Raw genomic sequence first — 22659 nt, forward strand, 5'->3', positions numbered from 1 at the left:
CACATCTACTACTTACAGGCCAGCACAGCACTCGTGGGAGCGGGCTTGCCCCGCGAAAAGGGCGGTACTGCTACAGCGCAATAGCGTTCGATAATCGGACAATCACGAACCCTATGCTGTCCGCTATCCGCCCGCCCTTCGCCTAGGTCGCATTGCCTAACCCCCGCCATATTGCTTAGTGTGTGAGCAAGCCACCGGTTGTCACTTGCCCGCTGTCACCTGCAACCGGCCCTATAGAATGACCGTGAACGACCGCGACCACGGGCCTTGTGCCCTGTAGGAAGCGGCGACCAGAACAATAACGAGCCGAGTGCCTTGCCTATGGAAAGCCGCCTGTTGAGCGAGCGCAGCAGCGTGTTCCATCATGCTGATCCTTATGCTGTATCCGATTATGTCAATCGACATGTCGGCCAGCACTGCATCGGCCTGTCGCGCTCCACCCATCCCCAGGCCAGTCTGAGCCATCGCAAATTCGCCGAGCTGGACCTGTGCCGGATCAGCTATGGCGGCAGTGTGCGGGTTACCTCACCGGCGCTGGAAACCATCTACCACCTGCAGGTGCTGCTCAACGGCAACTGCCTGTGGCGCGGGCCGCAGCGCGAGCATCACCTGGTGCCGGGCGAGCTGCTGCTGATCAACCCGGATGATCCCGTTGACCTGACGTACTCGCAAGACTGTGAGAAATTCATTCTCAAGGTGCCGACGCGGTTGCTCGATTCGATTTGCGATGAGCAGCGTTGGTATCGGCCCAGTGGTGGGGTACGGTTCTTGCGCAACCATTATCGGTTGGAAGAGCTCGATGGCTTCGTCAATTTGCTGGCGATGGTGTGTCATGAGGCTGAGGTCAGTGATTCGTTGCCGCGGGTGCAGGGGCACTACAGCCAGATCGTGGCGAGCAAATTATTGACCTTGATGAGTACCAACATCCGCCGTGAGAGCCTTGGGGCGCCGGGGGCTAGCCTGGAGCGGATCTTGGATTACATCGAGCGTAACCTGAAGCTTGAGTTGCCGGCTGAGGCGTTGGCGGAGCAGGCTTGCATGAGTTTGCGGTCGTTTTATGTGTTGTTTGATCGGCATTTGGGGACTACCCCTAAGCAGTATGTGCGCCAGCGAAAGTTGGAGCGGGTGCATGAGTGTTTGAGTGATTCGAGTTGCTCGGTGCGCAGTGTGACTGAGTTGGCGATGGATTATGGGTTTATGCATTTGGGGCGGTTTTCGGAGAGTTATCGGCAGCGGTTTGGGGAGTTGCCGTCTGAGACGTTGCGGCGGCGGTAGTTTTGGTTTTTGGTTTTTGGTTTTTGAGCATATCCATTGGCGATGGAGACGCTGAATCACCTTTCCGCCCTTACGGCGGGTCACTTTTTGGCAAACGCCCCAAAAAGTAACCAAAAAAGTCTGCGCTCCACCATCCGGCCCTCCGCTGCGCTACGGGTCCCTTCGCGCCGGCGCCTTCCGGGCCCGCGCGGCCTACGATTTGCTGCGCAAATCTACATCTCGCGCCTTCGGCTGCGCCGAAGGGTGCTGCGCACCTGGCCCTCCAGGCACCTCTGCTCAGCCTCCTGAAGTCGCGAATCTGCGGTGCCTGAACTTGCGCGCACGAAGATCAAGAGCAGCGAATCGCTACGCTCTCGCAAAAGCAAAAGCCAATCTGCCTGCACAAAACGGATAACACTCTGCACGAAGCGGATATTGCGTAACACCCCCGCCACATAACCTGACCTGGCCTGAAACAATAACAATTGGAGACCCTGGCCATGTCCCTGGGATTCGACTACCTCAATGCCATGCTCGAGGACGACCGGGAATCGGGCGTCTACCGCTGCAAGCGGGAGATGTTCACCGACCCGCGCCTGTTTGACCTGGAGATGAAACACATCTTCGAAGGCAACTGGATCTACCTGGCCCACGAAAGCCAGATCCCCGAAAAAAATGACTTCCTGTCCCTGACCATGGGCCGTCAGCCGATCTTCATTGCACGCAACAAGGACGGCGAGCTCAATGCCTTCCTCAACGCCTGCAGCCACCGTGGCGCCATGCTCTGCCGGCACAAGCGCGGCAACCGGTCCAGCTACACCTGCCCATTCCATGGCTGGACCTTCAACAACAGCGGCAAACTGCTCAAGGTCAAAGACCCAAGCAACGCCGGCTACCCCGAGAGCTTCAACTGCGACGGCTCCCACGACCTGACCAAGGTCGCGCGCTTCGAGTCCTATCGTGGCTTCTTGTTCGGCAGCCTCAATGCCGAGGTCAAGCCGCTGGTCGAGCACCTGGGCGAGTCGGCCAAGATCATCGACATGATCGTCGACCAGTCGCCAGAAGGCCTGGAAGTGCTGCGCGGCTCCAGCTCCTACATCTACGAGGGCAACTGGAAGCTCACCGCCGAGAACGGCGCCGATGGCTACCACGTCAGCTCAGTGCACTGGAACTACGCCGCCACCCAGAACCAGCGCAAACAACGCGAGAGCGGTGACGAGATCAAGACCATGAGCGCCGGCGCCTGGGCCAAGCAGGGCGGGGGCTTCTACTCGTTCGACCACGGCCATCTGCTGCTCTGGACCCGCTGGGCCAACCCTGAAGATCGCCCGGCCTATGAGCGCCGCGAGCAACTGGCGGCGGACTTCGGCCAGGCCCGCGCCGACTGGATGATCGAGAATTCGCGCAACCTGTGCCTGTACCCCAACGTCTATCTGATGGACCAGTTCAGCTCGCAGATCCGCATCGCCCGGCCAATTTCGGTGAACAAGACCGAGATCACCATCTACTGCATCGCCCCCAAGGGCGAGAGCCGCGAGGCCCGGGCCAAGCGTATCCGCCAGTACGAAGACTTCTTCAACGTCAGTGGCATGGCCACCCCGGATGACCTGGAAGAGTTCCGCTCGTGCCAGACCGGCTACGGCGGCGGCACCGGCTGGAACGACATGTCCCGCGGTGCCAAGCACTGGGTCGAGGGCGCCGACGAGGCGGCTCAGGAAATCCAGCTGCAACCGCTGCTGTCGGGTGTGCGCACCGAGGATGAAGGGCTGTTCGTGCTGCAGCACAAGTACTGGCAACAAACCATGCTCAAGGCTCTTGAGCAGGAACCACAGCTGATTTCCGTGGAGGCCGTGCGATGAGCGATCTCTATGACAGCGTGCGCGATTTTCTCTATCGCGAGGCGCGCTACCTGGATGATGCCCAGTGGGATCAGTGGCTGGAGCTGTACGCCGCCGACGCGACCTTCTGGATGCCATCCTGGGACGACAACGACCAGCTCACCGAGGATCCGCAGAGCGAGATCTCGCTGATCTGGTACGGCAATCGCGGTGGCCTGGAAGACCGCGTGTTCCGTATCAAGACCGAGCGCTCCAGCGCCACCGTGCCGGACACACGCACCTCCCACAACATCAGCAACATCGAGATCGTCGAACGCAGCGAAGAGCAGTGCCTGGTGCGCTTCAACTGGCACACCTTGAGTTTTCGCTACAAGACCACCGACAGCTACTTTGGCAGCAGCTTCTACACCCTCGATCTGCGCGGCGAGCAGCCGCAGATTTTGGCCAAGAAAGTGGTGCTGAAGAACGACTACGTTCGCCAGGTCATCGACATCTACCACATCTGACTTCAGGTCTTGGCGAGTGCCGTTCGGGGCGCCCTCTGGCGCGCCGCGGCCAGGCTCGCCTGCGAGGTGCACCATGAGCTTCCAGATCGCACTGAATTTCGAAGACGGGGTTACCCGTTTCATCCAGGCCGATGGCCAGGAAACCGTTGCCGATGCCGCCTACCGCCAAGGCATCAACATCCCGCTGGACTGCCGCGACGGCGCCTGCGGCACCTGTAAGTGTCAAGCCGAGTCCGGCCGCTATGACCTGGGTGACAATTTCATCGAGGATGCCTTGAGCGAGGAAGAAATCGCCCAGGGTTACGTGCTCACCTGCCAGATGCGCGTCGAGTCCGATTGCGTCGTGCGCATCCCGGCTTCCTCGCAGCTGTGCAAGACCGAGCAGGCCAGTTTCGAGGCGGCCATCAGCGATGTGCGGCAGTTGTCCGAAAGCACCATCGCCTTGTCGATCAAGGGCGAGTCGCTGAGCAGCCTGGCGTTTCTGCCGGGGCAGTACGTCAATCTGAAGGTGCCGGGTAGCGAGCAGAGCCGCGCCTATTCATTCAGCTCGTTGCCTAAGGATGGCGAGGTCAGCTTCCTGATTCGCAACGTGCCGGGCGGGCTGATGAGCAGTTTTCTTACAAGCCTTGCCAAGACCGGAGACAGCATGACCCTTGCTGGCCCGTTGGGCAGCTTCTATCTGCGCGCGATCCACCGGCCACTGTTGCTGCTGGCCGGCGGCACGGGCCTGGCGCCGTTCACGGCGATGCTGGAGAAGATCGCCGAGGCCGGCAGCGAGCACCCGCTGCACCTGATCTACGGCGTGACCAACGACTTCGACCTGGTCGAGCTGGACCGCTTGCAGGCGTTTGCTGCGCGCATCCCCAACTTCACCTTCAGCGCCTGTGTGGCCAACCCCGACAGCCAGTATCCCCACAAGGGCTACGTGACCCAGCACATCGAGCCGGGCCACCTCAACCAAGGTGATGTGGACGTGTACCTGTGCGGCCCGCCGCCGATGGTCGAGGCGGTCAGCCAGTACATCCGCGAGCAGGGCATTACCCCGGCCAACTTCTACTACGAGAAGTTCGCAGCAGCAGCCTGAAGCTTTGTTGGGGCCGCCCGCATCGTGCGGGTGCTGGCGGCCTCTTTTTTATTACCTGAAGCACACAGTGGGTGATGGCGTGGCAGCGGGCTTGCCCGGCGATAGCGAACGGACATGCACCGGCGATGGCCTTGCAGATCCAGTCGCGGGGCAAGCCCGCTGCCACGACCGCGCCAACAAGGAGGCAACGATGAACGCTAGATTCCAAGGCAAGGTCGCCCTGGTCACCGGCGCCGCCCAAGGCATCGGCCGTGGCGTGTGCTGGCGGCTCAAGGCCGAGGGCGCGCAGGTCATTGCAGTGGACCGTTCGGAATGGGTCCATGAGTTGGCCGGGGAGGGCATGCTGACCCTCACCGCCGACCTTGAACAACACAGTGAGTGCGCCCGGGTCATGGCCCAGGCGGTCGAGACCTTCGGCCGCCTCGACATCCTGGTCAACAACGTCGGCGGCACCATTTGGGCCAAGCCGTTCGAACACTATGAGGTCGAGCAGGTCGAGGCCGAGGTCCGCCGCTCGCTGTTCCCCACCCTGTGGTGCTGCCATGCCGCGCTGCCGTACATGCTCGAACGCAACAGCGGCGCCATCGTCAACGTGTCGTCGATTGCCACCCGGGGAGTCAATCGCGTGCCATATGGCGCAGCCAAGGGTGGCGTCAACGCCCTCACCGCATGCCTGGCCTTCGAGACCGCAGGCCGGGGCATCCGGGTCAACGCCACCGCGCCTGGCGGCACCGAGGCCCCGCCGCGCCGGGTGCCGCGCAATGACGCGGAGCAGAGCGAGCAAGACAAGGCCTGGTACCAGCAAATCGTCACCCAGACCCTCGACAGCAGCCTGATGAAACGCTACGGCAGCATCGATGAGCAGGTCAGCGCGATCCTCTTCCTCGCCAGCGATGAAGCCTCCTACATCACCGGCGTAACCCTGCCGGTGGGGGGCGGCGATCTCGGCTGATTGCCTGCCCGGCAAGGTTCACCTCACACAACAAAAACAACAGAGACAGATGCCATGCGAACAATTGACGCCCAGCCGATCATCGATAATGCCCGCTTCACCCCGTTTCACTGGATGGTCATGGCCTGGTGCGGCCTGCTGCTGATCTTCGACGGCTATGACCTGTTCATCTACGGCGTGGTATTGCCGGTGATCATGAAGGAGTGGGGCCTGACGCCCCTGCAAGCCGGTGCGCTGGGCAGCTATGCGCTGTTCGGCATGATGTTCGGCGCCTTGGTCTTCGGCAGCCTGGCCGACCGCATCGGACGCAAGAAGGGCATCGCCATCTGTTTCGCCTTGTTTTCCGGCGCGACCATTGTCAATGGTTTTGCCAGCAGCCCAAGCGAGTTCGGCATCTACCGCTTTATCGCCGGGCTTGGCTGCGGCGGCTTGATGCCCAATGCCGTGGCGCTGATGAATGAATACGCGCCCAAACGCCTGCGCAGCACCCTGGTGGCGATCATGTTCAGCGGCTATTCGCTGGGCGGCATGCTCTCGGCCGGGGTAGGGATCTTCTTGCTGCCGCGGTTTGGCTGGGAGTCGATGTTCTTCGCCGCTGCGCTGCCCTTGCTGCTGTTGCCGCTGATTCTCTACTACCTACCCGAGTCGATTGGTTTTCTGGTTCGTCAGGGCCGCACCGAAGAGGCGCGCACGCTGCTCAAACGCCTGGACCCACAGTGTGAGGTGCAGGCAGATGATCAACTGCAGGCCAGCGATCGCAAAGGCAAGGGCGCCTCGGTGCTGGAGCTGTTTCGCGACGGCCTGGCGGTACGCACCCTGGCCCTGTGGCTGGCGTTTTTCTGCTGCTTGCTGATGGTCTATGCGCTCAGTTCCTGGTTGCCGAAATTGATGGCCAACGCCGGCTACAGCCTGGGTTCGAGCCTGTCGTTCCTGCTGGCGTTGAACTTTGGCGGCATGGCTGGGGCGATTCTCGGCGGCTGGCTGGGCGATCGTTACAACCTGGTCAAGGTCAAGGTCGCGTTCTTCATCGCGGCGGCCGTGTCGATCAGCCTGCTAGGGGTCAACAGCCCGATGCCGGTGCTGTACCTGCTGATCTTCATCGCCGGCGCCACCACCATCGGCACGCAAATCCTGCTGTATGCCGGCGCTGCGCAACTGTACGGCCTGTCGGTGCGTTCAACCGGCCTTGGCTGGGCCTCGGGCATTGGCCGCAATGGCGCCATCGTCGGCCCGCTGCTGGGCGGTGCGCTCATGGGCATCAACCTACCGCTGCAACTTAATTTCATCGCCTTTGCCATCCCCGGCGCGATTGCCGCGCTGGCCATGGCCGTGCACCTGGCCAGCAGCCGGCGCCACGGCCTGGCCACGGCGGCCCAGGCGTGACCCTGTGACTTTAGCCAACTGGAGGCCCTGCATGACAAGCCCGACTATCGAACGGCTGGAGGCGATTATCGTCGACCTGCCGACCATCCGCCCGCACAAGCTGGCCATGCACACCATGCAGCAGCAGACCCTGGTGGTGCTGCGCCTGCGTTGCAGCGACGGCGTCGAGGGCATCGGCGAGGCCACCACCATTGGCGGCCTGGCCTACGGCTACGAAAGCCCGGAAGGGATCAAGGCCAACATCGATGCGCACCTGGCGCCAGCATTGATCGGCCTGGCGGCGGACAACATCAATGCCGCGATGCTCAAGTTGGACAAGTTGGCCAAGGGCAACACCTTCGCCAAGTCTGGGATCGAAAGCGCATTGCTCGATGCCCAGGGCAAGCGCCTGGGCCTGGCCGTCAGTGAGCTGCTCGGCGGCCGCGTGCGCGACAGCCTGGAAGTGGCCTGGACCTTGGCCAGCGGTGATACCACCCGTGACATCGCCGAGGCTGAGCACATGCTGGACATTCGCCGGCATCGCGTGTTCAAGCTGAAGATCGGCGCCAACCCACTGGAGCAGGACCTCAAGCACGTGGTGGCGATCAAGCGCGAGCTGGGCGAGCGCGCCAGCGTGCGCGTCGACGTCAATCAGTACTGGGACGAGTCGCAAGCCATTCGCGCCTGCCAGGTGCTGGGCGACAACGGCATCGACCTGATCGAGCAGCCGATCTCGCGCATCAACCGTGGCGGGCAGATCCGCCTGAACCAACGCAGCCCGGCGCCGATCATGGCCGATGAGTCGATCGAAAGCGTCGAGGATGCCTTCAGTCTCGCCGCTGACGGCGCCGCGAGCATCTTCGCCCTGAAGATCGCCAAGAACGGCGGCCCCCGTGCCGTGCTGCGCACTGCACAGATCGCCGAGGCGGCCGGCATCGCCCTGTACGGCGGAACCATGCTCGAAGGGGCCATCGGCACCCTGGCCTCGGCCCACGCCTTCCTCACCCTGCGCCAGCTGACCTGGGGCACCGAGCTGTTCGGCCCGCTGCTGCTGACCGAGGACATCGTCACCGAGCCGCCGCGCTACCACGACTTCCAGCTGCACGTGCCACGCATCCCGGGCCTGGGCCTGAACCTGGATGAAGCGCGCCTGACGCGCTTCGCCCGCCGCTGAACCTGACTTGATCGAAGGAGAACTGCCCATGCTGTTCCACGTGAAGATGACCGTGAAACTGCCGCCCGATATGGACCCGGCCAAAGCCGCCCAGCTCAAGGCCAATGAGAAGGAGCTGGCCCAGCGCCTGCAACGCGACGGCACCTGGCGCCACCTGTGGCGCATCGCCGGGCACTACGCCAACTACAGCGTGTTCGATGTGCCCAGTGTCGAGGCGCTGCACGACACGCTGATGCAGCTGCCGCTGTTCCCGTACATGGACATCGAGGTCGACGGCCTGTGTCGCCACCCCTCGTCGGTGCATGCCGACGACCGCTGATTTCCACCGACTCGCACAAGAACAACAGAGGTACGCAATCATGACCGTGAAGATTTCCCACACTGCTGATATCCAGAAGTTCTTCGAGCAGGCTGCCGGTTTTACCAATGACCAAGGCAGCCCGCGCCTCAAGCGCATCATCCAGCGCGTGTTGCACGACAGCGCCAAGCTGATCGAGGACCTGCAGATCAGCGAAGACGAGTTCTGGCATGCCGTCGACTACCTCAATCGCCTGGGCGGGCGCGGTGAAGCCGGGCTGCTGGTGGCGGGGCTGGGCCTGGAGCACTTCCTCGACCTGCTGCAGGACGCCAAGGACGCCGAGGCTGGCCTCACCGGCGGCACTCCACGGACCATTGAAGGCCCGTTGTATGTGGCCGGTGCGCCGCTTGCCGAAGGCCAGGTGCGCATGGATGACGGCAGCGAGGAGGGCGTGGCCACGGTGATGTTCCTCGAAGGCCAGGTGCTCGACCCCAACGGCCAGCCGCTGGCCGGGGCTACGGTTGACCTGTGGCATGCCAATACCCGTGGCACCTATTCGTTCTTCGATCAGAGCCAGTCCGAGTACAACCTGCGCCGACGCATCGTCACGGACGCTGAAGGGCGCTACCGCGCGCGTTCCATCGTGCCCTCCGGCTATGGCTGCGATCCGCAGGGGCCGACCCAGGAGTGCCTGGATCTGCTGGGGCGGCACGGCCAGCGTCCGGCGCATGTGCACTTCTTCATCTCGGCGCCTGGCCACCGGCACCTGACCACCCAGATCAACCTGGCCGGGGACAAGTACCTGTGGGACGACTTCGCCTATGCCACCCGTGATGGGCTGGTCGGTGAGGTCGAGTTCCGCGAGGACGGCGCACGGGGTGTGGCCGGGCGCTATGCCGAGCTCAAGTTCGACTTCCAGCTGCAAAAGGCCCCGGATAGTGACGCCGAACAGCGCAGTGGCCGGCCGCGGGCGTTGCAGCAGGCCTAAGGGGCAATCGCGGGGCAAGCCCGCTCCCACGCCGGCCTGCTTGCAGCCAAGCCCGTTTGCGTGGGAGCAGATTGGCGTGGGAGCGGGCTTGCCCCGCGATCAAGGGCGTAGCCCTTGCCCCCTCTACAAAAACCGGAGCCGGTCACCCAGGCCGGCCGATGGCTCCCACGCCGATGTGTGGGAGCAGATTGGCGTGGGAGCGGGCTTGCCCCGCGATCAAGGGCGTAGCCCTTGCATCCCTATACAAAAACAAGAGCCAGCCACCAGGCCGGCCCGATGTCTTGCCAGAGGTCACATGAAAGACCTGTTCAAGGATTGCTCACTGTCTGCCATCGTTGCTGGCCTGATCGCGACGATGATCTCCTATGCCGGCCCGCTGGTGATCATCTTCCATGCCGCCGAGGCCGCCGACTTGACCTACGCCCAGTTGTCTTCCTGGGTCTGGGCGGTGTCCATGGGCAGCGCCGTGCTCGGTGCGCTACTCAGCCTGCGCTATCGCGTGCCCGTGGTAATCGCCTGGTCGATCCCAGGCTCGGCACTGCTGGTCACCGCCTTGCCACAGCTTGGCCTGGAGCAGGCCATCGGCGCCTACCTGCTCGCCAACCTGATCTTGCTGCTGATCGGTGTCAGCGGCGCTTTCGACCGGCTGATCGCGCGTCTGCCAGGCTCGATTGCCGCCGGCATGCAGGCCGGTATCCTGTTCAGTTTCGGCATCGAAGTATTCCGCGCCTTGCCGGTACAGCCCGCATTGGTCCTGGCGATGTTCGTCACGTACCTGCTGATGCGCCGGCTGCAACCACGCTACGCCGTGGCAGCTGTGCTGTGCGTCGGCGCCGCGGTCACGCTATTGAGCGGCCAACTGCGCAGTGAAGCATTGGTGCTCGAGTTGGCCTCACCGCAGTTCATCACGCCGCACTTCAGCTTGGCTGCCCTGTTCAGCCTGGCGGTGCCGATGGTGCTGGTGGCCTTGACCGGGCAGTTCATGCCGGGCATGGCCGTGCTGCGTAACGCCGGCTACCCGACGCCGGCCAGCCCCCTGATCACGGCCAGCGCAGTGGGTGGGCTAGTGCTTGCCCCATTCGCGTGCCACGGGCTCAACCTGGCGGCAGTCACCGCCAGCCTGTGCACCGGCCGCGAAGCGCACGAAAACCCGCGCCGGCGCTATATCGCGGCGCTTTCGGGCAGCGCCCTGTACCTGCTGCTGGGCATTGCCGGGGCGACCCTGATGTCGTTGTTCGCCGCATTCCCCGCCGCCTTGATCGCCGCCCTGGCCGGGCTTGCCCTGTACGGCGCGATCAGCGAAGCCCTGGCGCGCAGCCTGGCCGAGCCGCAGGAGCGTGATGCTGGGCTGTTTACCTTCCTGGTAACGGCATCCGGGGTGTCGTTCCTCGGTTTGTCGGCGGCGTTCTGGGGGCTGCTGTTCGGCCTTGGCGCCCATGCGCTGCTGGCGATTGGCCGGCCACGACAACCTGGCGCGGCCCTGCGCCGTAGCCCCTGAAAGGAGCCTGTGCACGCACAACCCCGTAATTGCAGCGCTTTACCCATAACAACAAGATCATAGAGAGCTTCGCAATGAACCATACCCCTTGTGTCGCCCTGGGCATCAGCTTGCTCAGCCAACCACTGCTGGCCGCTGAAGGCGGATTTTTCGAAGACGCCAAGGCCAGCCTCAGCGCCCGCAATTACTATTTCAGCCGGGATTTCTCCGATATCGTCGGCGCCAACCCGCAATCCAAGGCCGAGGAATGGGCCCAAGGCTTTATCCTCGACTTCAAATCAGGCTACACCCCAGGCCCGGTAGGTTTTGGGGTGGACGCCTTGGGCTTGCTCGGCATCCGCCTGGACAGCAGCCCCGACCGGGTCAACACCGGCCTGTTGCCGGTGCATGGCGATGGCCGTGCGGCGGGGGAGTACAGCCGCCTGGCACCGACCTTCAAGGCCCGCGTCTCGAAAACCGAGCTGCGTGTCGGTGAATTGCAACCCAACCTGCCAGTGCTGACCTTCAGCGATATCCGCTTGCTGCCGCCGACCTACCAGGGCGTGAGCCTCACCTCTGCCGAACTCGCTGGCCTGACCTTGCAGGCAGGGCATCTGTCGTCCACTCACCTGCGTAATGAAGGCGGTGACGACAAGCTCAATGCCATGCTTGGCCATGTGCCGATGCGTCAGGCTGCCAGCGATGCCTTCAACTACCTGGGCGGCGACTATGCCTTCAATGCCAACCAGACCTCCGCCAGCCTCTGGTATGGCCAGTTGCAGGACATCTACCAGCAGGGCTTCGTCGGCCTCAAGCACAACACGCCCGTGGGCGACTGGCTGCTCAGCGCCAACCTGGGTTACTTCACCGCCCGCGAGGACGGCGACGCCTTGCTCGGCCGGATCGACAACCAGGCGTTTTTCTCGCTGCTGACGGCCAAGCATGGCGGGCATAGTTTCCACGTCGGCTATCAGGGCATCTATGGCGACAGCCCATTCCCACGGGTGTTCGCCAACATCACCCCGCTGGGCAACGAGGTGCCCACCTACGAGTTCGCCTACACCGATGAACGCTCCTACCAACTGCGCTACGACTACAACTTCGCCGCCATGGGCATTCCGGGGTTGACCGCGACCGTGCGCTACATCACCGGTAACAATGTCGATACCGGCCTGGGCTATGAGGGCAAGGACCGCGAACGCGACCTGGACATTGGTTACGCGGTACAAAGCGGCGTGCTCAAGGGCCTGGGGATCCGCGTGCGCAACGCCATGGCGCGGTCCAACTATCGCAGCGATATCGACGAGAATCGGCTGATCCTGGTGTACACCTGGCAGTTGTTCTGAAGTGTTCAACGCTCGGCGTGGACGCCGATTGCATTTGCACTGTCGAACAGGATGCAGGTAGGTTGCCCAAACCACCTACTTGAGATCGTTTCCTTGGACTCAATCACCCAAGCCGTGCTCGGCGCCGCGCTGCAGGGCAGCGTGCTCGGCCGCATCCAGGGCCGGCGCTCGCTGCTTTATGGCGCCGCCCTGGGCACCTTGCCTGACCTGGATGTGATCATCCGCTACGCCGACCCGGTGTCGCAGATGACCTACCACCGGGGCTTTTCCCATTCCGTGTTCGTCCTCACCGGCCTCGCACTACTGCTGGCCTGGCTGGTGAGTTGGCTTGGCCAGCGCTACTGGCCGCAAAAAGGCTATCGCTGGCCACGGTTGTTCCTGGCGTTCTGGCTGGTACTGATCACCCACCCCGTGCTCGACGCCTTCACCGTGTATGGCACCCAGCTGTTCTGGCCGCTGCCTTTCACCCCCGAAAGCTGGGCGGCGGTGTTCATCATCGACCCGGTCTACACCTTGCCATTGTTGGCAGCGGTGCTGATCGCCGGGTTCAAGGGCTTGCAGGGCAGGGCAACTACACTGCTCACGGCTACGCTGCTGTTGACTACCGCCTACCTGGGCTTGGGCCTGGCCAGTCGCATGGCCGCAGAGGCGCGCTTTCAGGCTGCACTGGACCAGCAGGGCATCGCCGTAAGCGAGGTGCGTGCAGTGCCTATCGCGTTCAACAGCCTGGTCTGGCGGGTAATGGCCAAGACCGCGGACGGCCATTACTACGAAGGCGTCAGCAGCGCGTTCGATCGCCAGCCCCCGGAAATGCTCCGCCAGTCGCTCAACCTGGAAGCGGCCAAGCCCCTGCAAGGCGCCCCCTTGCACGAGCGCCTGCGCTGGTTCACCGGCGACTGGTTGCGCTATGACGTGGTTGGCGATGCGCTGGTGGTGACCGATTTGCGCATGGGTATCCCGGGCAACTACACCTTCCGCTTCCAGATGGCCCGCCGCGATGGGCACGGGCAGTGGATCGTCGGCACGCCGTCGGCGTGGTCGGGCACGGCGCCCAATTCGATGTTCAATGGGCATGACCTGGCGCTGATCTGGCGACGCATCTTCGATCAGCAGCCACCGCTGCCGCTGGCGGCCTGGACCGCCAAGTACCTGGGCCAGGCCGCAGCGCCCGAGCCTGGCCGCTGAGCATGCGCTCGGCCGGGTTGGACCTGGTCAAGTGGCTGGCGATCTTGACCATGGTCGCCGACCACCTGCGTTACCTGTGGCCGCAGGCTGACGGCCTGTTCATCATTGGCCGGCTGGCGTTTCCGTTGTTTGCACTGGCCTTGGCCATCAACGTTGGGCGCAGCCATCCGCTTGCCTGGCCGAGCGCCACAAGTGCCCGGTATCTGGGTTGGTTGCTGGTGTTCTCGGTAGTTTCCGAGGCGCCGTACCGGTGGCTGGACAACGGCTCGACGACGTTCAACGTGATCCCTACGCTGACCCTAGGCCTGCTGGTCGCCTGGGGCGTACATCACCGCCCATCGGCAGCGCGTTGGCTTGCGGCAGGCGCGGCACTGTTCGCCGCTGTATACAGCGATCAGCTGATGTATGGCCTGCCGGGCGTATTACTGCCGGCTGCAGTCGTCGTCGCCGGAAGCCGTGGGGGCGCAACCTGGCTGCTGCCGTGCGCCCTGGCAGTTGCTGGCAATCTGACCAACAGTTGGTTGCGCGAGCACCCGCTGTTGCCGATCTCCGTGCTGATCCTGAGCGTGGCCGCCTTGGCGATCCCAGCAGGGTGTTGGTTGCTGAGGCAGGATTACAGGCGTGTGCCGCGTGTCGCCCGCTGGGGTTATCTGTTCTATCCGCTGCACCTGCTGGCGATCAAACTGTTGCAGGGGGTGCTGTGACCGTTACGCTGACGGGCCTGATCGCCGCGACCGGGTCTTGAATATGTACAACCAATGCCACCCCCACCCAGTACCCAAGTAGCATTCGAGCCAACCCCTGGCTTGCCTATCCTGCCGCCAAGGCATTCCCCTCTCTACGGAACCGAACCATGAGCGAAGGCGTCCTCAGCGCACTTTCGCGCGCCAGCAGTGCCGCCCAGGCCGCGCGCGAGCTTGCCGAGCAGTTGCTGCATGCCGAGTTGGGCTTGGTGCTGTTCTTCTGCTCGGCCGAATACGATCTGCCGGCCTTGGCTACGGCATTGCAAAAGCAGTTCGCCGAGGTGCGCCTGGTCGGCTGCACCAGCGCTGGCGAGCTCACCCCAGAGGGTTACGGGCGTGGCTGCATTACCGCGCTGGGTTTTGATCGGCGCTATTTCTCCATCGCCGCCGGCCTGGTGGAAGCCATGCCCGGTTTCAGCCTGCTGGACGCCCAGGCACTGGTGGCGCGCTTGGTCGATGAGTGTCGCGGCAACAGCCTGGCGCCGATCAAGGGGCATAGTTTTGCCCTGACCCTGTTCGATGGCCTTTCCAGCCGCGAAGAGGTGGTGCTCGCCGCCTTGGCCGCAGCGTTGGGTGATATCCCGCAATTTGGCGGTTCGGCGGGCGATGACAATCATCTGAGCCGTACCCATGTGTATTTCGACGGCGCCTTTCACAGCGGCGCGGCGGTGTTGCTGCTGGTCAATACCTGGCTAGAGTTCGAGGTGTTCAGTACCGATCACATCCAACCTCGCCAGGAGAAGCTGGTGGTCACCCGTGCCGATCGCCAGTTACGTCGGGTATACGAACTCAACGCTGAGCCCGCCGCCCAGGAGTACGCGCAGCTGATCGGTGTGCCGCAAGCGGCGCTCGATCATCGCGTGTTCGCTGCCCACCCGCTGGCGATGCGGATCAACCACAAGCACTACGTGCGCGCCATCCAGCAGGTGCATGACGACGGTAGCCTGAGTTTCTACTGTGCGGTGGAGAACGGCATCGTCCTCACCGCCATGCGCCCGGGCCCGTTGCTGGCCAACTTGCAGGCGTTGTTTGCCGGGCTGCGGCAACGTCTTGGCCCGTTGCTGCTGACCATTGGTTGCGACTGCGTGCTGCGCCGCCTGGAGCTGGAAGGCGAGGGCGGTGTGGCCGAGGTTGGGGCGTTTTTGCGGGAGCAGCAGGTGCTGGGTTTCAACACCTATGGGGAACAGTTCAATGGCATGCACATCAACCAGACCTTCACCGGCGTTGCCATCGGACGGCCCCGCGAGCCTCTTGCCAGCTGAGCAGATCGCCCAGCTACACAAGGACAACGCCAAGCTCAGGCGGATCAACGCCGCGCTGATCGAGCGCCTCGAATCCGGCGCGGCGCGGCCCGACGATGCCTTTGCCGCCTTTCAGCATTCGGTGGTGTTGGCCGAACAGGTGCGCGAGCGCACCGATGCGCTCAACCATGCGCTGCATGAGCTCAAGGCCAGCCACCTGCTGCTCAGCGAGGCTCACCAGCGCGCTGAAACCGCGCATCAGCGCCTGGTGGACGCTATCGAGAGCATCTCCGATGCCTTTGTGCTGTTCGATCCAGACTTGCGCGTGGTGTTGTTCAATCGCCGCTTCAAGGCCCTATGGGCCAATAGCCGGCTACGGGTGGCCAGCGGTATGCACCTGGTGGAGGTCAAACGCCTGATGCACAGCCTGTTGCGAGAGGAGCCGCGGGCAAGCATCGACGAGCAACCGCTGTATCGGCTGCGCAATGAGCGCTGGCTGCAGGTCAGCGAGCGGCCCACCCGCGATGGCGGGCGGGTGATGCTGTTCACCGACGTCACGCGGGTCAAGCTGCGCGAGAATCACCGCCGCGAGCAGGCCCTGGCGCACAAGTCGTACCTGCTCCAGCGCGCCGTGGACAACCTGTCGCAAGGCTTGGCCATGGTCAATGCCGAAGGCGTGCTGGAGTTGTGGAACCGCAGGTTTCTGGAGGTCAGCGGCTTGGCGCCGATTGCCAGCCACCGGCACTTTTGCGATGTGATTGCCGACAGTGAACTGGCTCTGCTGACACCGGCCAGCCGCGATGACCATGGCCAGCCGGTACACGAGCTGGAGCAGCGCCTGTTCGATGGCCGCATGCTGGAAATCCGCACCCATCCGTTGCCCACTGGCGGCTTCGTCAATACCTTCACCGACATCACCGAGCGCTATGCCCATGCCGAAGCGCTGCACCAGGCCTATCAGCACCTGGAGCTGCGGGTGCATGAGCGTACCGCCGAGCTGACCTGCCTCAACCAGCAGCTGCTGCGCGAAATCGACCAGCGCCGGCGTATGGAAGCCAACCTGCGCGAGGCCAAGGCCGAGGCCGAGCAGGCCAACCTGTCCAAGACCAAGTTCCTTGCGGCGGTCAGTCACGACCTGCTGCAGCCGTTGAACGCTGCGCGCCTGTTCACCAGCGCCTTGCTTGAGCAACCGGGCGTGGGGCCGATGGTGCACAACGTCAGCAATGCGCTCGATGGCGTGGAGAACCTGTTGGGCACGTTGGTGGATATCTCCAAGCTCGATGCCGGGGTGATCCGCGCCGATGTCGCCAGCTTCGCCCTGAGCGATTTGCTCGATAACCTGGCCGCCGAATACGCCACGGTGGCGGCCAGCGAAGGTCTGCGCCTGGCCTATGTACCCAGCCGTTTGCGCGTGCGCAGCGATGTCCAGCTGCTGGCGAGGATCTTGCGCAACTTGCTCAGCAATGCCATCCGCTATACGCCCAAAGGGCGGATCTTGTTGGGCTGCCGTCGGCGTGGGCGCAAGGTATTGATCGAGGTGTGGGATACCGGTATCGGCATTGCCGCCGACAAGTGCGTCGAGGTGTTCCAGGAGTTCAAACGTGGCGAGGCCCAGCGCCCCGATCAGGACCGTGGCTTGGGTTTGGGCTTGGCCATCGTCGACAAGATTGCCGGCATCCTCGGTCACCCGGTGCAGTTACGCTCGCAACCCGGCAAGGGCTCGGTGTTCTCGATCGAAGTGCCGTGCTGCCGGCGCGTGCCGCGCCAGGCGCACACGCTGGTGGGGCACATGCCCATGTTGCAGTCGTTGCAGGGGGTCCGTATTTGGGTGCTGGATAATGATGCGGCCATTTGCGAGGGGATGCGCAGCCTGTTGCAGCAGTGGGGCTGCAGGGTGACCACGGCGTTGAGCGAGGAGGACTTGGCCCGGCAGGTGAATATCGCGCGGGCGCGGGTGGAGCTGTTGATCGCCGATTATCACCTGGATCATGAGCGTACCGGGATCGAGGCGGTAGCCGCGATCAATGCGCGGCGCGACCGGTCGATTGCGGTGTTGATGATTACCGCCAACTACAGCAACGAGCTCAAGCAGCAGGTGCGCGAGCTAGGCCATACCTTGATGCACAAGCCGGTCAGGCCAATGAAGCTGAAGACGGCTATCTGTCATCTGTTGGGTGGGCAGGTATAAAGCCGGGACCGCTGCGCGTTTCATTGCAGCGGTCCCCGAGCAGCTATCGGGCAATCCGCCCACTGACGTAATGCGCCACATCATTGAACCCCGGCGTTGAGGCATGCCCCGGCGTCACCAACGTATCGATGAAGGCTTCGTCCTCCGCCGTAACCTTGACCTGCAGCGCCCCGGCATAGGTATCCCACTGGGCCTCTGTGCGTGGGCCGACGATAGCCGAGCTGACCAGCTGGTTGTTCAGTACCCAGGCAATGGCGAACTCGACCATCCCCACGCCCTTGGCCTCGGTGTAGGCCTGGATCTTGCGGGCAATGCTCAACGATTCCTGGCGCCATTCGGTTTCCATGATGCGCTTGTCCTGGCGCCCGGCGCGGCTGCCGGCATCGGGTTGCGCACCGGGAGCGTACTTGCCACTGAGCACGCCGCGGGCCAGCGGGCTGAACGGCACCACGCCCAGGCCATGGTAAGCCGCAGCCGCCAACTGCTCAGGCTCGGCCTGGCGATTGACGATGTTGTACAGCGGCTGGCTCACCACCGGCTTGGCCACGCCCAGGCGCTCGGCCACGTTGCAGATTTGCGCGATGCGCCAACCGCGGAAGTTGGACACGCCCCAATAGCGGATCTTGCCCTGCGCCAGCAGCTCGCCAATCGCCCGGACAGTCTCCTCAAGCGGCGTCCTGTGGTCTTCGCGGTGCAAGTAGTAGATGTCCAGATAGTCAGTGCCCATGCGCGTCAGGGTTGCCTCGATGGCATTGAACAGGTGCTTGCGCGACAGCCCGCTGCGGTTGGGCAGACCTTCTGCCGGGCCAAAGCCCGCCTTGGAGGCAACGATCCAGTCCTGGCGGTGACGCGCCACCGCCTCACCGACGATCTCCTCCGAGCGCCCACTGTTGTAGACGTCGGCGGTGTCGATGAAGTTAATGCCTTGGTCCCAGGCCTTGTCGATGATGCGTAGCGAATCCTCGGTGCTGGTCTGCTCACCGAACATCATGCTGCCCAGGGTAAGGGCGGAAACCTGCAGGCCGCTGCGGCCGAGAGGGCGGTAGATCATGCGCTGGATCCTTTTCCGGTCATCAGGGGGATCGGATTGTTTTACACATATCCTGCAGGCTTTGAAAGGGTGCTGGGCTTGACGCTTCAACTGTGACCAAGGGCATGACACACCTGTGTCAGGTCTGCGCCAGGTGCGTCAGCGATGGCTCAGTGTGGTCGCGGGCAATGTGCTCAAGGTGTACGCACAGACCGCTCTGGCTCGGCGTTTCAGGGCAATCGCGCGACGCTGGCACAGGCGTTGCTCCTGCTGTTGTCGACAGCCCTGAGCTTTCGCCAATAACAAGAAACGGAGATCCGCCGATGACCCGATCAGGCCCGCACCGCCGGCCCCTGCCCAGTGCCTTGATGACCACCGCAGGCTGCGCCTTGTTCGCCCTGGCCTGCCTGAGCCCGGCCTATGCCGCCCAGGTCGACGGCCAGCGCATCATCGATGCCGACAAGGAGCCCGGCAACTGGATGAGCCACGGCCGCACCTACGATGAGCAGCGCTACAGCCCGCTGAAGAACATCACCGATGCCAACGTCAACCAACTGGGCCTGGCCTGGAGCTACAAGCTCGACCTCGATCGTGGGGTGGAAGCCACGCCCATTGTGGTCGATGGGGTGATGTACACCACTGGCCCGTTCTCGGTGGTCTACGCCTTGGATGCACGCAACGGCAAGCTGCTGTGGAAGTACGACCCGCAATCGGACCGCCACCGCGCCGGCGAAGCCTGCTGCGATGCGGTCAACCGCGGCGTGGCGGTGTGGCAGGGCAAGGTCTATGTCGGCGTGCTGGACGGGCGCCTGGAAGCGATCGATGCCAAGACCGGCAAGCGCGTCTGGTCGGTCGACACGCGCAACGACGACAAGCGCAGCTACACCATCACCGGCGCCCCGCGGGTGGTCAACGGCAAGGTGGTGATCGGCAACGGTGGCGCCGAGTTCGGCGTGCGTGGCTATGTCACCGCCTATGACGCCGAGACCGGCAAGCAGGCCTGGCGCTTCTTCACCGTGCCGGGCGACCCCAAGTTGCCGCCGGAAGACAAGGCCATGGAGATTGCCAGCAAAACCTGGCACGGCGATGCCTTCGTCGAACAGGGCGGCGGCGGTACCGCCTGGGATTCATTTGCCTATGACCCGGAGCTGAACCTGTTGTACATCGGCGTTGGCAATGGCTCGACCTGGGACCCGAAATGGCGCAGCCAGGCCAAGGGCGACAACCTGTTCTTGTCTTCGATCGTGGCGATCAACGCCGATACCGGCGAGTACGCCTGGCACTACCAGACCACCCCCGGCGACGCCTGGGACTTCACCGCCACCCAGCACATGATCCTCGCCGAGCTGCCGATCAACGGCCAGCAGCGCAAGGTGCTGATGCAGGCCCCGAAAAACGGCTTCTTCTACGTGCTCGACCGGGCCACCGGTGAGCTGTTATCGGCCAAGAACATCGTGCCGGTGAACTGGGCCAAGGGCATCGACATGAAAACCGGCCGGCCAATCTTCGATGACCAGGCCGCCGCCTACTGGAAAGACGGCAAACGCAAGCTGGTGACGCCAGCGTTCTGGGGGGCGCATGACTGGCACCCGATGTCCTACAACCCCAACACTGGGCTGGTGTACATCCCGGCGCACATCATGTCGGCCTACTACGAGCACATCCCCGAGGCGCCCAAGCGCAACCCGTTCAAGAGCGTGTATCAGCTCGGCCTGCGTACCGGGATGATGCCTGAAGGCCCGGATGGCCTGCTGGACATGGCCAAGACCTGGTCGGGCAAGCTGATCGCCTGGGACCCGGTCAAGCAAGCGCCGGCCTGGGAAGTGCCCTACATCACCATCTTCAACGGCGGCACCCTGAGCACTGCCGGCAACCTGGTGTTCGAGGGCAGCGCCGATGGGCGGGTGATTGCCTATGCCGCCGACAGTGGCAAGAAACTCTGGGAATCGCCCGCTGCCAGCGGGGTGATGGCCGCACCCATCACCTATTCGGTGGACGGCGAACAGTACGTGACCTTCATGGCCGGCTGGGGCGGAGCGTTCTCGACCTTCGCCGGCGCGCTGTCGCTGCGTGCCGGGGTGCAGCCGTTCTCCCAGGTGTTGACCTACAAGATTGGTGGCAACGCGGTGCTGCGCGAACCACCACCCCCGGCCGACGCGCCTGAGCCGCCCGCGCTTAGCGCCGATGAGCAGACCGTGGCGGCCGGCGCTGCGCTGTATGACGGTAACTGCTCGCAGTGCCACGGCATTCACGCAGTGAGCGGCGGGGTATTGCCGGACTTGCGCAAGCTGACGCCGGAAAAACACCAGATGTTCCTCGGCATCCTCTATGGCGGCCGGGTGCCCGATGGCATGCCGTCGTTCGCCGATGCGCTCAAACCTGAGCAGGTGGAGCAGGTGCATCAATACCTGATCAAGCGCGCCCATGACCTCAAAGGCGAAGGCACTGCCTGGCAGCGCTTCAGCGCCAAGCCAAGCGCCGCTACGCCGCTGGCTGACAACAATCCCAAGGAGTGAGACGACCATGCACGACGCGATCTATCAGAACTACATCGACAACGCCTTTGTCGCCAGTGAGCAACTGATCGAGGTGTTCAACCCGGCCAATGGCCAGTTACTGGCCAGGGTGCCCGAATCTTCCAAAGAGCAGGTCGAGCGGGCAATTGCCGCCGCTCGCCAGGCGCAAAAGGGTTGGGCAGCCAAGCCTGCAATCGAGCGCGCAGGCTACCTGCGCCAGATCGCCAGCAAGGTGCGCGCCAACGCCGAGCGCTTGGCCCGCACAATCACCCAGGAGCAGGGCAAGGTTGCCGGCTTGGCCATGATAGAGGTGAACTTCACCGCCGATTACCTGGATTACATGGCCGAATGGGCGCGCCGCCTGGAAGGTGAGGTACTGACCAGCGACCGCGCCAACGAACACATCTTCCTGCTGCGCAAGCCCTTGGGCGTGGTGGCCGGGATCCTGCCCTGGAATTTTCCCTTCTTCCTTATCGCGCGCAAGATGGCGCCGGCCTTGCTGACCGGCAACACCATCGTCATCAAGCCGAGCGAGGAGACGCCGATCAACTGCTATGAGTTCGCCAAGCTGGTCGCTGAAACCGACTTGCCGGCTGGGGTGTTCAACGTGGTCGGCGGCAGCGGTGCCAGTGTCGGCCAGGGTTTGAGCAGCCATGCCGGTATCGACCTGGTCAGCTTCACCGGTAGCGTGGCTACGGGTGCGCGGATCATGGCGGCGGCAGCGCCGAACATCACCAAGCTCAACCTTGAGCTCGGCGGCAAGGCACCGGCCATCGTCCTGGCTGACGCCGACCTTGACCTGGCAGTGCGCGCCATCGTTGCCTCACGGGTGATCAATACCGGCCAGGTATGCAACTGCGCCGAGCGCGTGTATGTGCAGCGCGGGGTGGCCGATGCGTTCATCGACAAAGTCGCCCATGCCATGGCCGCCACCCGCTATGGTGACCCATCCAAGGACAGCGATCTGGACATGGGCCCACTGGTCAACCAGGCCGGCCTGGACAAGGTCGCGCAGATGGTGCGTACCGCCGTTGGCCAGGGCGCTCAATTGGTAACCGGTGGGCAGGGGGCGGACCTGGGGGCGGGTTTCCACTATCAGCCGACGGTGCTGGCCGGGTGCGCGGCGGACATGGAGATCATGCGCAAAGAGATTTTTGGCCCGGTGTTGCCGATCCAGGTTATCGACGACCTTGACCAGGCCATCGCACTGGCCAACGACAGCGAGTACGGATTGACCTCGTCGATCTATACCCGCGACCTCAATGCAGCGCTCAAGGCCAGCCGCGAGCTTGATTTTGGCGAGACCTATATCAATCGGGAGAACTTCGAGGCCATGCAGGGCTTCCACGCCGGTACGCGCAAATCGGGGATCGGTGGGGCGGATGGCAAGCATGGCTTGTATGAATACACCCGTACCCAGGTGGTCTATATCCAAGGCTGATACGACTGGCCTCTTCGCGGGCAAGCCCGCGAAGAG

General features: G+C 63.5%; 18 protein-coding genes. 17 read left to right on the forward strand and 1 reads right to left on the reverse strand.

All coding sequences use genetic code 11. The features are described from left to right. Positions 1–321: 321 nt before the first annotated feature. The 15 genes from ACF8K2_RS19025 to ACF8K2_RS19095 all read left to right on the forward strand — a co-directional run bounded on the left by ACF8K2_RS19025 (position 322) and on the right by ACF8K2_RS19095 (position 17636). Positions 322–1275 (forward strand): AraC family transcriptional regulator, encoded by a 954-nt coding sequence (locus tag ACF8K2_RS19025; RefSeq protein WP_186554527.1) that lies wholly within the window; start codon positions 322–324, stop codon positions 1273–1275. Positions 1276–1754: 479 nt separating this feature from the next. Beyond that, positions 1755–3113, forward strand: a complete 1359-nt coding sequence (gene benA, locus ACF8K2_RS19030; protein ID WP_392466907.1) for a benzoate 1,2-dioxygenase large subunit — start codon at positions 1755–1757, stop codon at positions 3111–3113. Next, entirely contained in the window at positions 3110–3598 is a 489-nt protein-coding gene (gene benB / locus ACF8K2_RS19035) for a benzoate 1,2-dioxygenase small subunit (protein ID WP_186554376.1), read from the forward strand. Before benA ends, benB begins: the two co-directional genes overlap by 4 nt. A 73-nt stretch (positions 3599–3671) precedes the next feature. Then, positions 3672–4682 carry a benzoate 1,2-dioxygenase electron transfer component BenC gene (gene benC / locus ACF8K2_RS19040; protein ID WP_392466909.1) on the forward strand — a complete coding sequence of 337 codons (1011 nt, stop codon included), beginning with the start codon at positions 3672–3674 and terminating at the stop codon, positions 4680–4682. A 190-nt stretch (positions 4683–4872) separates the two neighbouring features. Next, complete coding sequence (locus ACF8K2_RS19045; protein ID WP_392466911.1) at positions 4873–5634, forward strand: 1,6-dihydroxycyclohexa-2,4-diene-1-carboxylate dehydrogenase; 762 nt, start codon at positions 4873–4875, stop codon at positions 5632–5634. Between the two features lie 54 nt (positions 5635–5688). Beyond that, positions 5689–7017 carry an MFS transporter gene (locus tag ACF8K2_RS19050; protein WP_392466913.1) on the forward strand — a complete coding sequence of 443 codons (1329 nt, stop codon included), beginning with the start codon at positions 5689–5691 and terminating at the stop codon, positions 7015–7017. Positions 7018–7048: 31 nt separating this feature from the next. Next, on the forward strand, positions 7049–8170 hold the full coding sequence (locus ACF8K2_RS19055) for a muconate cycloisomerase family protein (RefSeq protein ID WP_392466915.1): 1122 nt from the start codon (positions 7049–7051) through the stop codon (positions 8168–8170). Positions 8171–8198: 28 nt separating this feature from the next. Further along, positions 8199–8489 carry a muconolactone Delta-isomerase gene (gene catC, locus ACF8K2_RS19060; RefSeq protein ID WP_392466917.1) on the forward strand — a complete coding sequence of 97 codons (291 nt, stop codon included), beginning with the start codon at positions 8199–8201 and terminating at the stop codon, positions 8487–8489. 40 nt (positions 8490–8529) lie between these two features. Then, a complete protein-coding gene (catA, locus tag ACF8K2_RS19065) occupies positions 8530–9456 on the forward strand; it encodes a catechol 1,2-dioxygenase (RefSeq protein ID WP_392466919.1) in 927 nt (308 codons plus the stop codon). A 295-nt stretch (positions 9457–9751) separates the two neighbouring features. Then, a complete protein-coding gene (locus ACF8K2_RS19070) occupies positions 9752–10954 on the forward strand; it encodes a benzoate/H(+) symporter BenE family transporter (protein WP_392466921.1) in 1203 nt (400 codons plus the stop codon). A gap of 74 nt (positions 10955–11028) precedes the next feature. Beyond that, positions 11029–12279, forward strand: coding sequence for an OprD family porin (locus tag ACF8K2_RS19075; RefSeq protein ID WP_392466927.1), 1251 nt, complete (start codon positions 11029–11031; stop codon positions 12277–12279). Between the two features lie 93 nt (positions 12280–12372). Next, positions 12373–13464: a metal-dependent hydrolase gene (locus ACF8K2_RS19080; RefSeq protein ID WP_392466929.1), complete on the forward strand. Its 1092-nt coding sequence runs from the start codon at positions 12373–12375 to the stop codon at positions 13462–13464. Between the two features lie 2 nt (positions 13465–13466). Then, a complete protein-coding gene (locus ACF8K2_RS19085; protein ID WP_392466931.1) occupies positions 13467–14168 on the forward strand; it encodes a TraX family protein in 702 nt (233 codons plus the stop codon). Between the two features lie 149 nt (positions 14169–14317). Beyond that, positions 14318–15469 (forward strand): nitric oxide-sensing protein NosP, encoded by a 1152-nt coding sequence (gene nosP, locus ACF8K2_RS19090; RefSeq protein ID WP_392466933.1) that lies wholly within the window; start codon positions 14318–14320, stop codon positions 15467–15469. Beyond that, a complete protein-coding gene (locus ACF8K2_RS19095; RefSeq protein WP_392466936.1) occupies positions 15399–17636 on the forward strand; it encodes a NahK/ErcS family hybrid sensor histidine kinase/response regulator in 2238 nt (745 codons plus the stop codon). Before nosP ends, ACF8K2_RS19095 begins: the two co-directional genes overlap by 71 nt. Positions 17637–17679: 43 nt before the next feature. On the opposite strand, the gene ACF8K2_RS19100 is transcribed toward ACF8K2_RS19095, so the two are convergent. Next, on the reverse strand, positions 17680–18687 hold the full coding sequence (locus tag ACF8K2_RS19100; protein WP_392466939.1) for an aldo/keto reductase: 1008 nt from the start codon (positions 18685–18687) through the stop codon (positions 17680–17682). Between the two features lie 302 nt (positions 18688–18989). On the opposite strand from ACF8K2_RS19100, the gene ACF8K2_RS19105 reads away from it, so the two are divergent. Together ACF8K2_RS19105 and aldA are read left to right on the forward strand one after the other, a co-directional pair. Continuing rightward, positions 18990–21182, forward strand: a complete 2193-nt coding sequence (locus ACF8K2_RS19105; RefSeq protein WP_392466942.1) for a PQQ-dependent dehydrogenase, methanol/ethanol family — start codon at positions 18990–18992, stop codon at positions 21180–21182. A gap of 7 nt (positions 21183–21189) precedes the next feature. After that, on the forward strand, positions 21190–22623 hold the full coding sequence (gene aldA / locus ACF8K2_RS19110) for an aldehyde dehydrogenase (RefSeq protein ID WP_392466944.1): 1434 nt from the start codon (positions 21190–21192) through the stop codon (positions 22621–22623). Positions 22624–22659: the final 36 nt, after the last annotated feature.

The organism is Pseudomonas sp. xss_2, from assembly GCF_043104195.1.
Classification (GTDB): Bacteria; Pseudomonadota; Gammaproteobacteria; order Pseudomonadales; family Pseudomonadaceae; genus Aquipseudomonas; species Aquipseudomonas urmiensis.

Coding starts and splice junctions, on each gene's coding strand:
- ACF8K2_RS19025 (WP_186554527.1), top strand. CDS start 322: ATGGAAAGCCGCCTGTTGAGCGAGCGCAGCAGCGTGTTCCATCATGCT.
- benA (WP_392466907.1), top strand. CDS start 1,755: ATGTCCCTGGGATTCGACTACCTCAATGCCATGCTCGAGGACGACCGG.
- benB (WP_186554376.1), top strand. CDS start 3,110: ATGAGCGATCTCTATGACAGCGTGCGCGATTTTCTCTATCGCGAGGCG.
- benC (WP_392466909.1), top strand. CDS start 3,672: ATGAGCTTCCAGATCGCACTGAATTTCGAAGACGGGGTTACCCGTTTC.
- ACF8K2_RS19045 (WP_392466911.1), top strand. CDS start 4,873: ATGAACGCTAGATTCCAAGGCAAGGTCGCCCTGGTCACCGGCGCCGCC.
- ACF8K2_RS19050 (WP_392466913.1), top strand. CDS start 5,689: ATGCGAACAATTGACGCCCAGCCGATCATCGATAATGCCCGCTTCACC.
- ACF8K2_RS19055 (WP_392466915.1), top strand. CDS start 7,049: ATGACAAGCCCGACTATCGAACGGCTGGAGGCGATTATCGTCGACCTG.
- catC (WP_392466917.1), top strand. CDS start 8,199: ATGCTGTTCCACGTGAAGATGACCGTGAAACTGCCGCCCGATATGGAC.
- catA (WP_392466919.1), top strand. CDS start 8,530: ATGACCGTGAAGATTTCCCACACTGCTGATATCCAGAAGTTCTTCGAG.
- ACF8K2_RS19070 (WP_392466921.1), top strand. CDS start 9,752: ATGAAAGACCTGTTCAAGGATTGCTCACTGTCTGCCATCGTTGCTGGC.
- ACF8K2_RS19075 (WP_392466927.1), top strand. CDS start 11,029: ATGAACCATACCCCTTGTGTCGCCCTGGGCATCAGCTTGCTCAGCCAA.
- ACF8K2_RS19085 (WP_392466931.1), top strand. CDS start 13,467: ATGCGCTCGGCCGGGTTGGACCTGGTCAAGTGGCTGGCGATCTTGACC.
- nosP (WP_392466933.1), top strand. CDS start 14,318: ATGAGCGAAGGCGTCCTCAGCGCACTTTCGCGCGCCAGCAGTGCCGCC.
- ACF8K2_RS19095 (WP_392466936.1), top strand. CDS start 15,399: ATGGCATGCACATCAACCAGACCTTCACCGGCGTTGCCATCGGACGGC.
- ACF8K2_RS19100 (WP_392466939.1), bottom strand. CDS start 18,687: ATGATCTACCGCCCTCTCGGCCGCAGCGGCCTGCAGGTTTCCGCCCTT.
- ACF8K2_RS19105 (WP_392466942.1), top strand. CDS start 18,990: ATGACCCGATCAGGCCCGCACCGCCGGCCCCTGCCCAGTGCCTTGATG.
- aldA (WP_392466944.1), top strand. CDS start 21,190: ATGCACGACGCGATCTATCAGAACTACATCGACAACGCCTTTGTCGCC.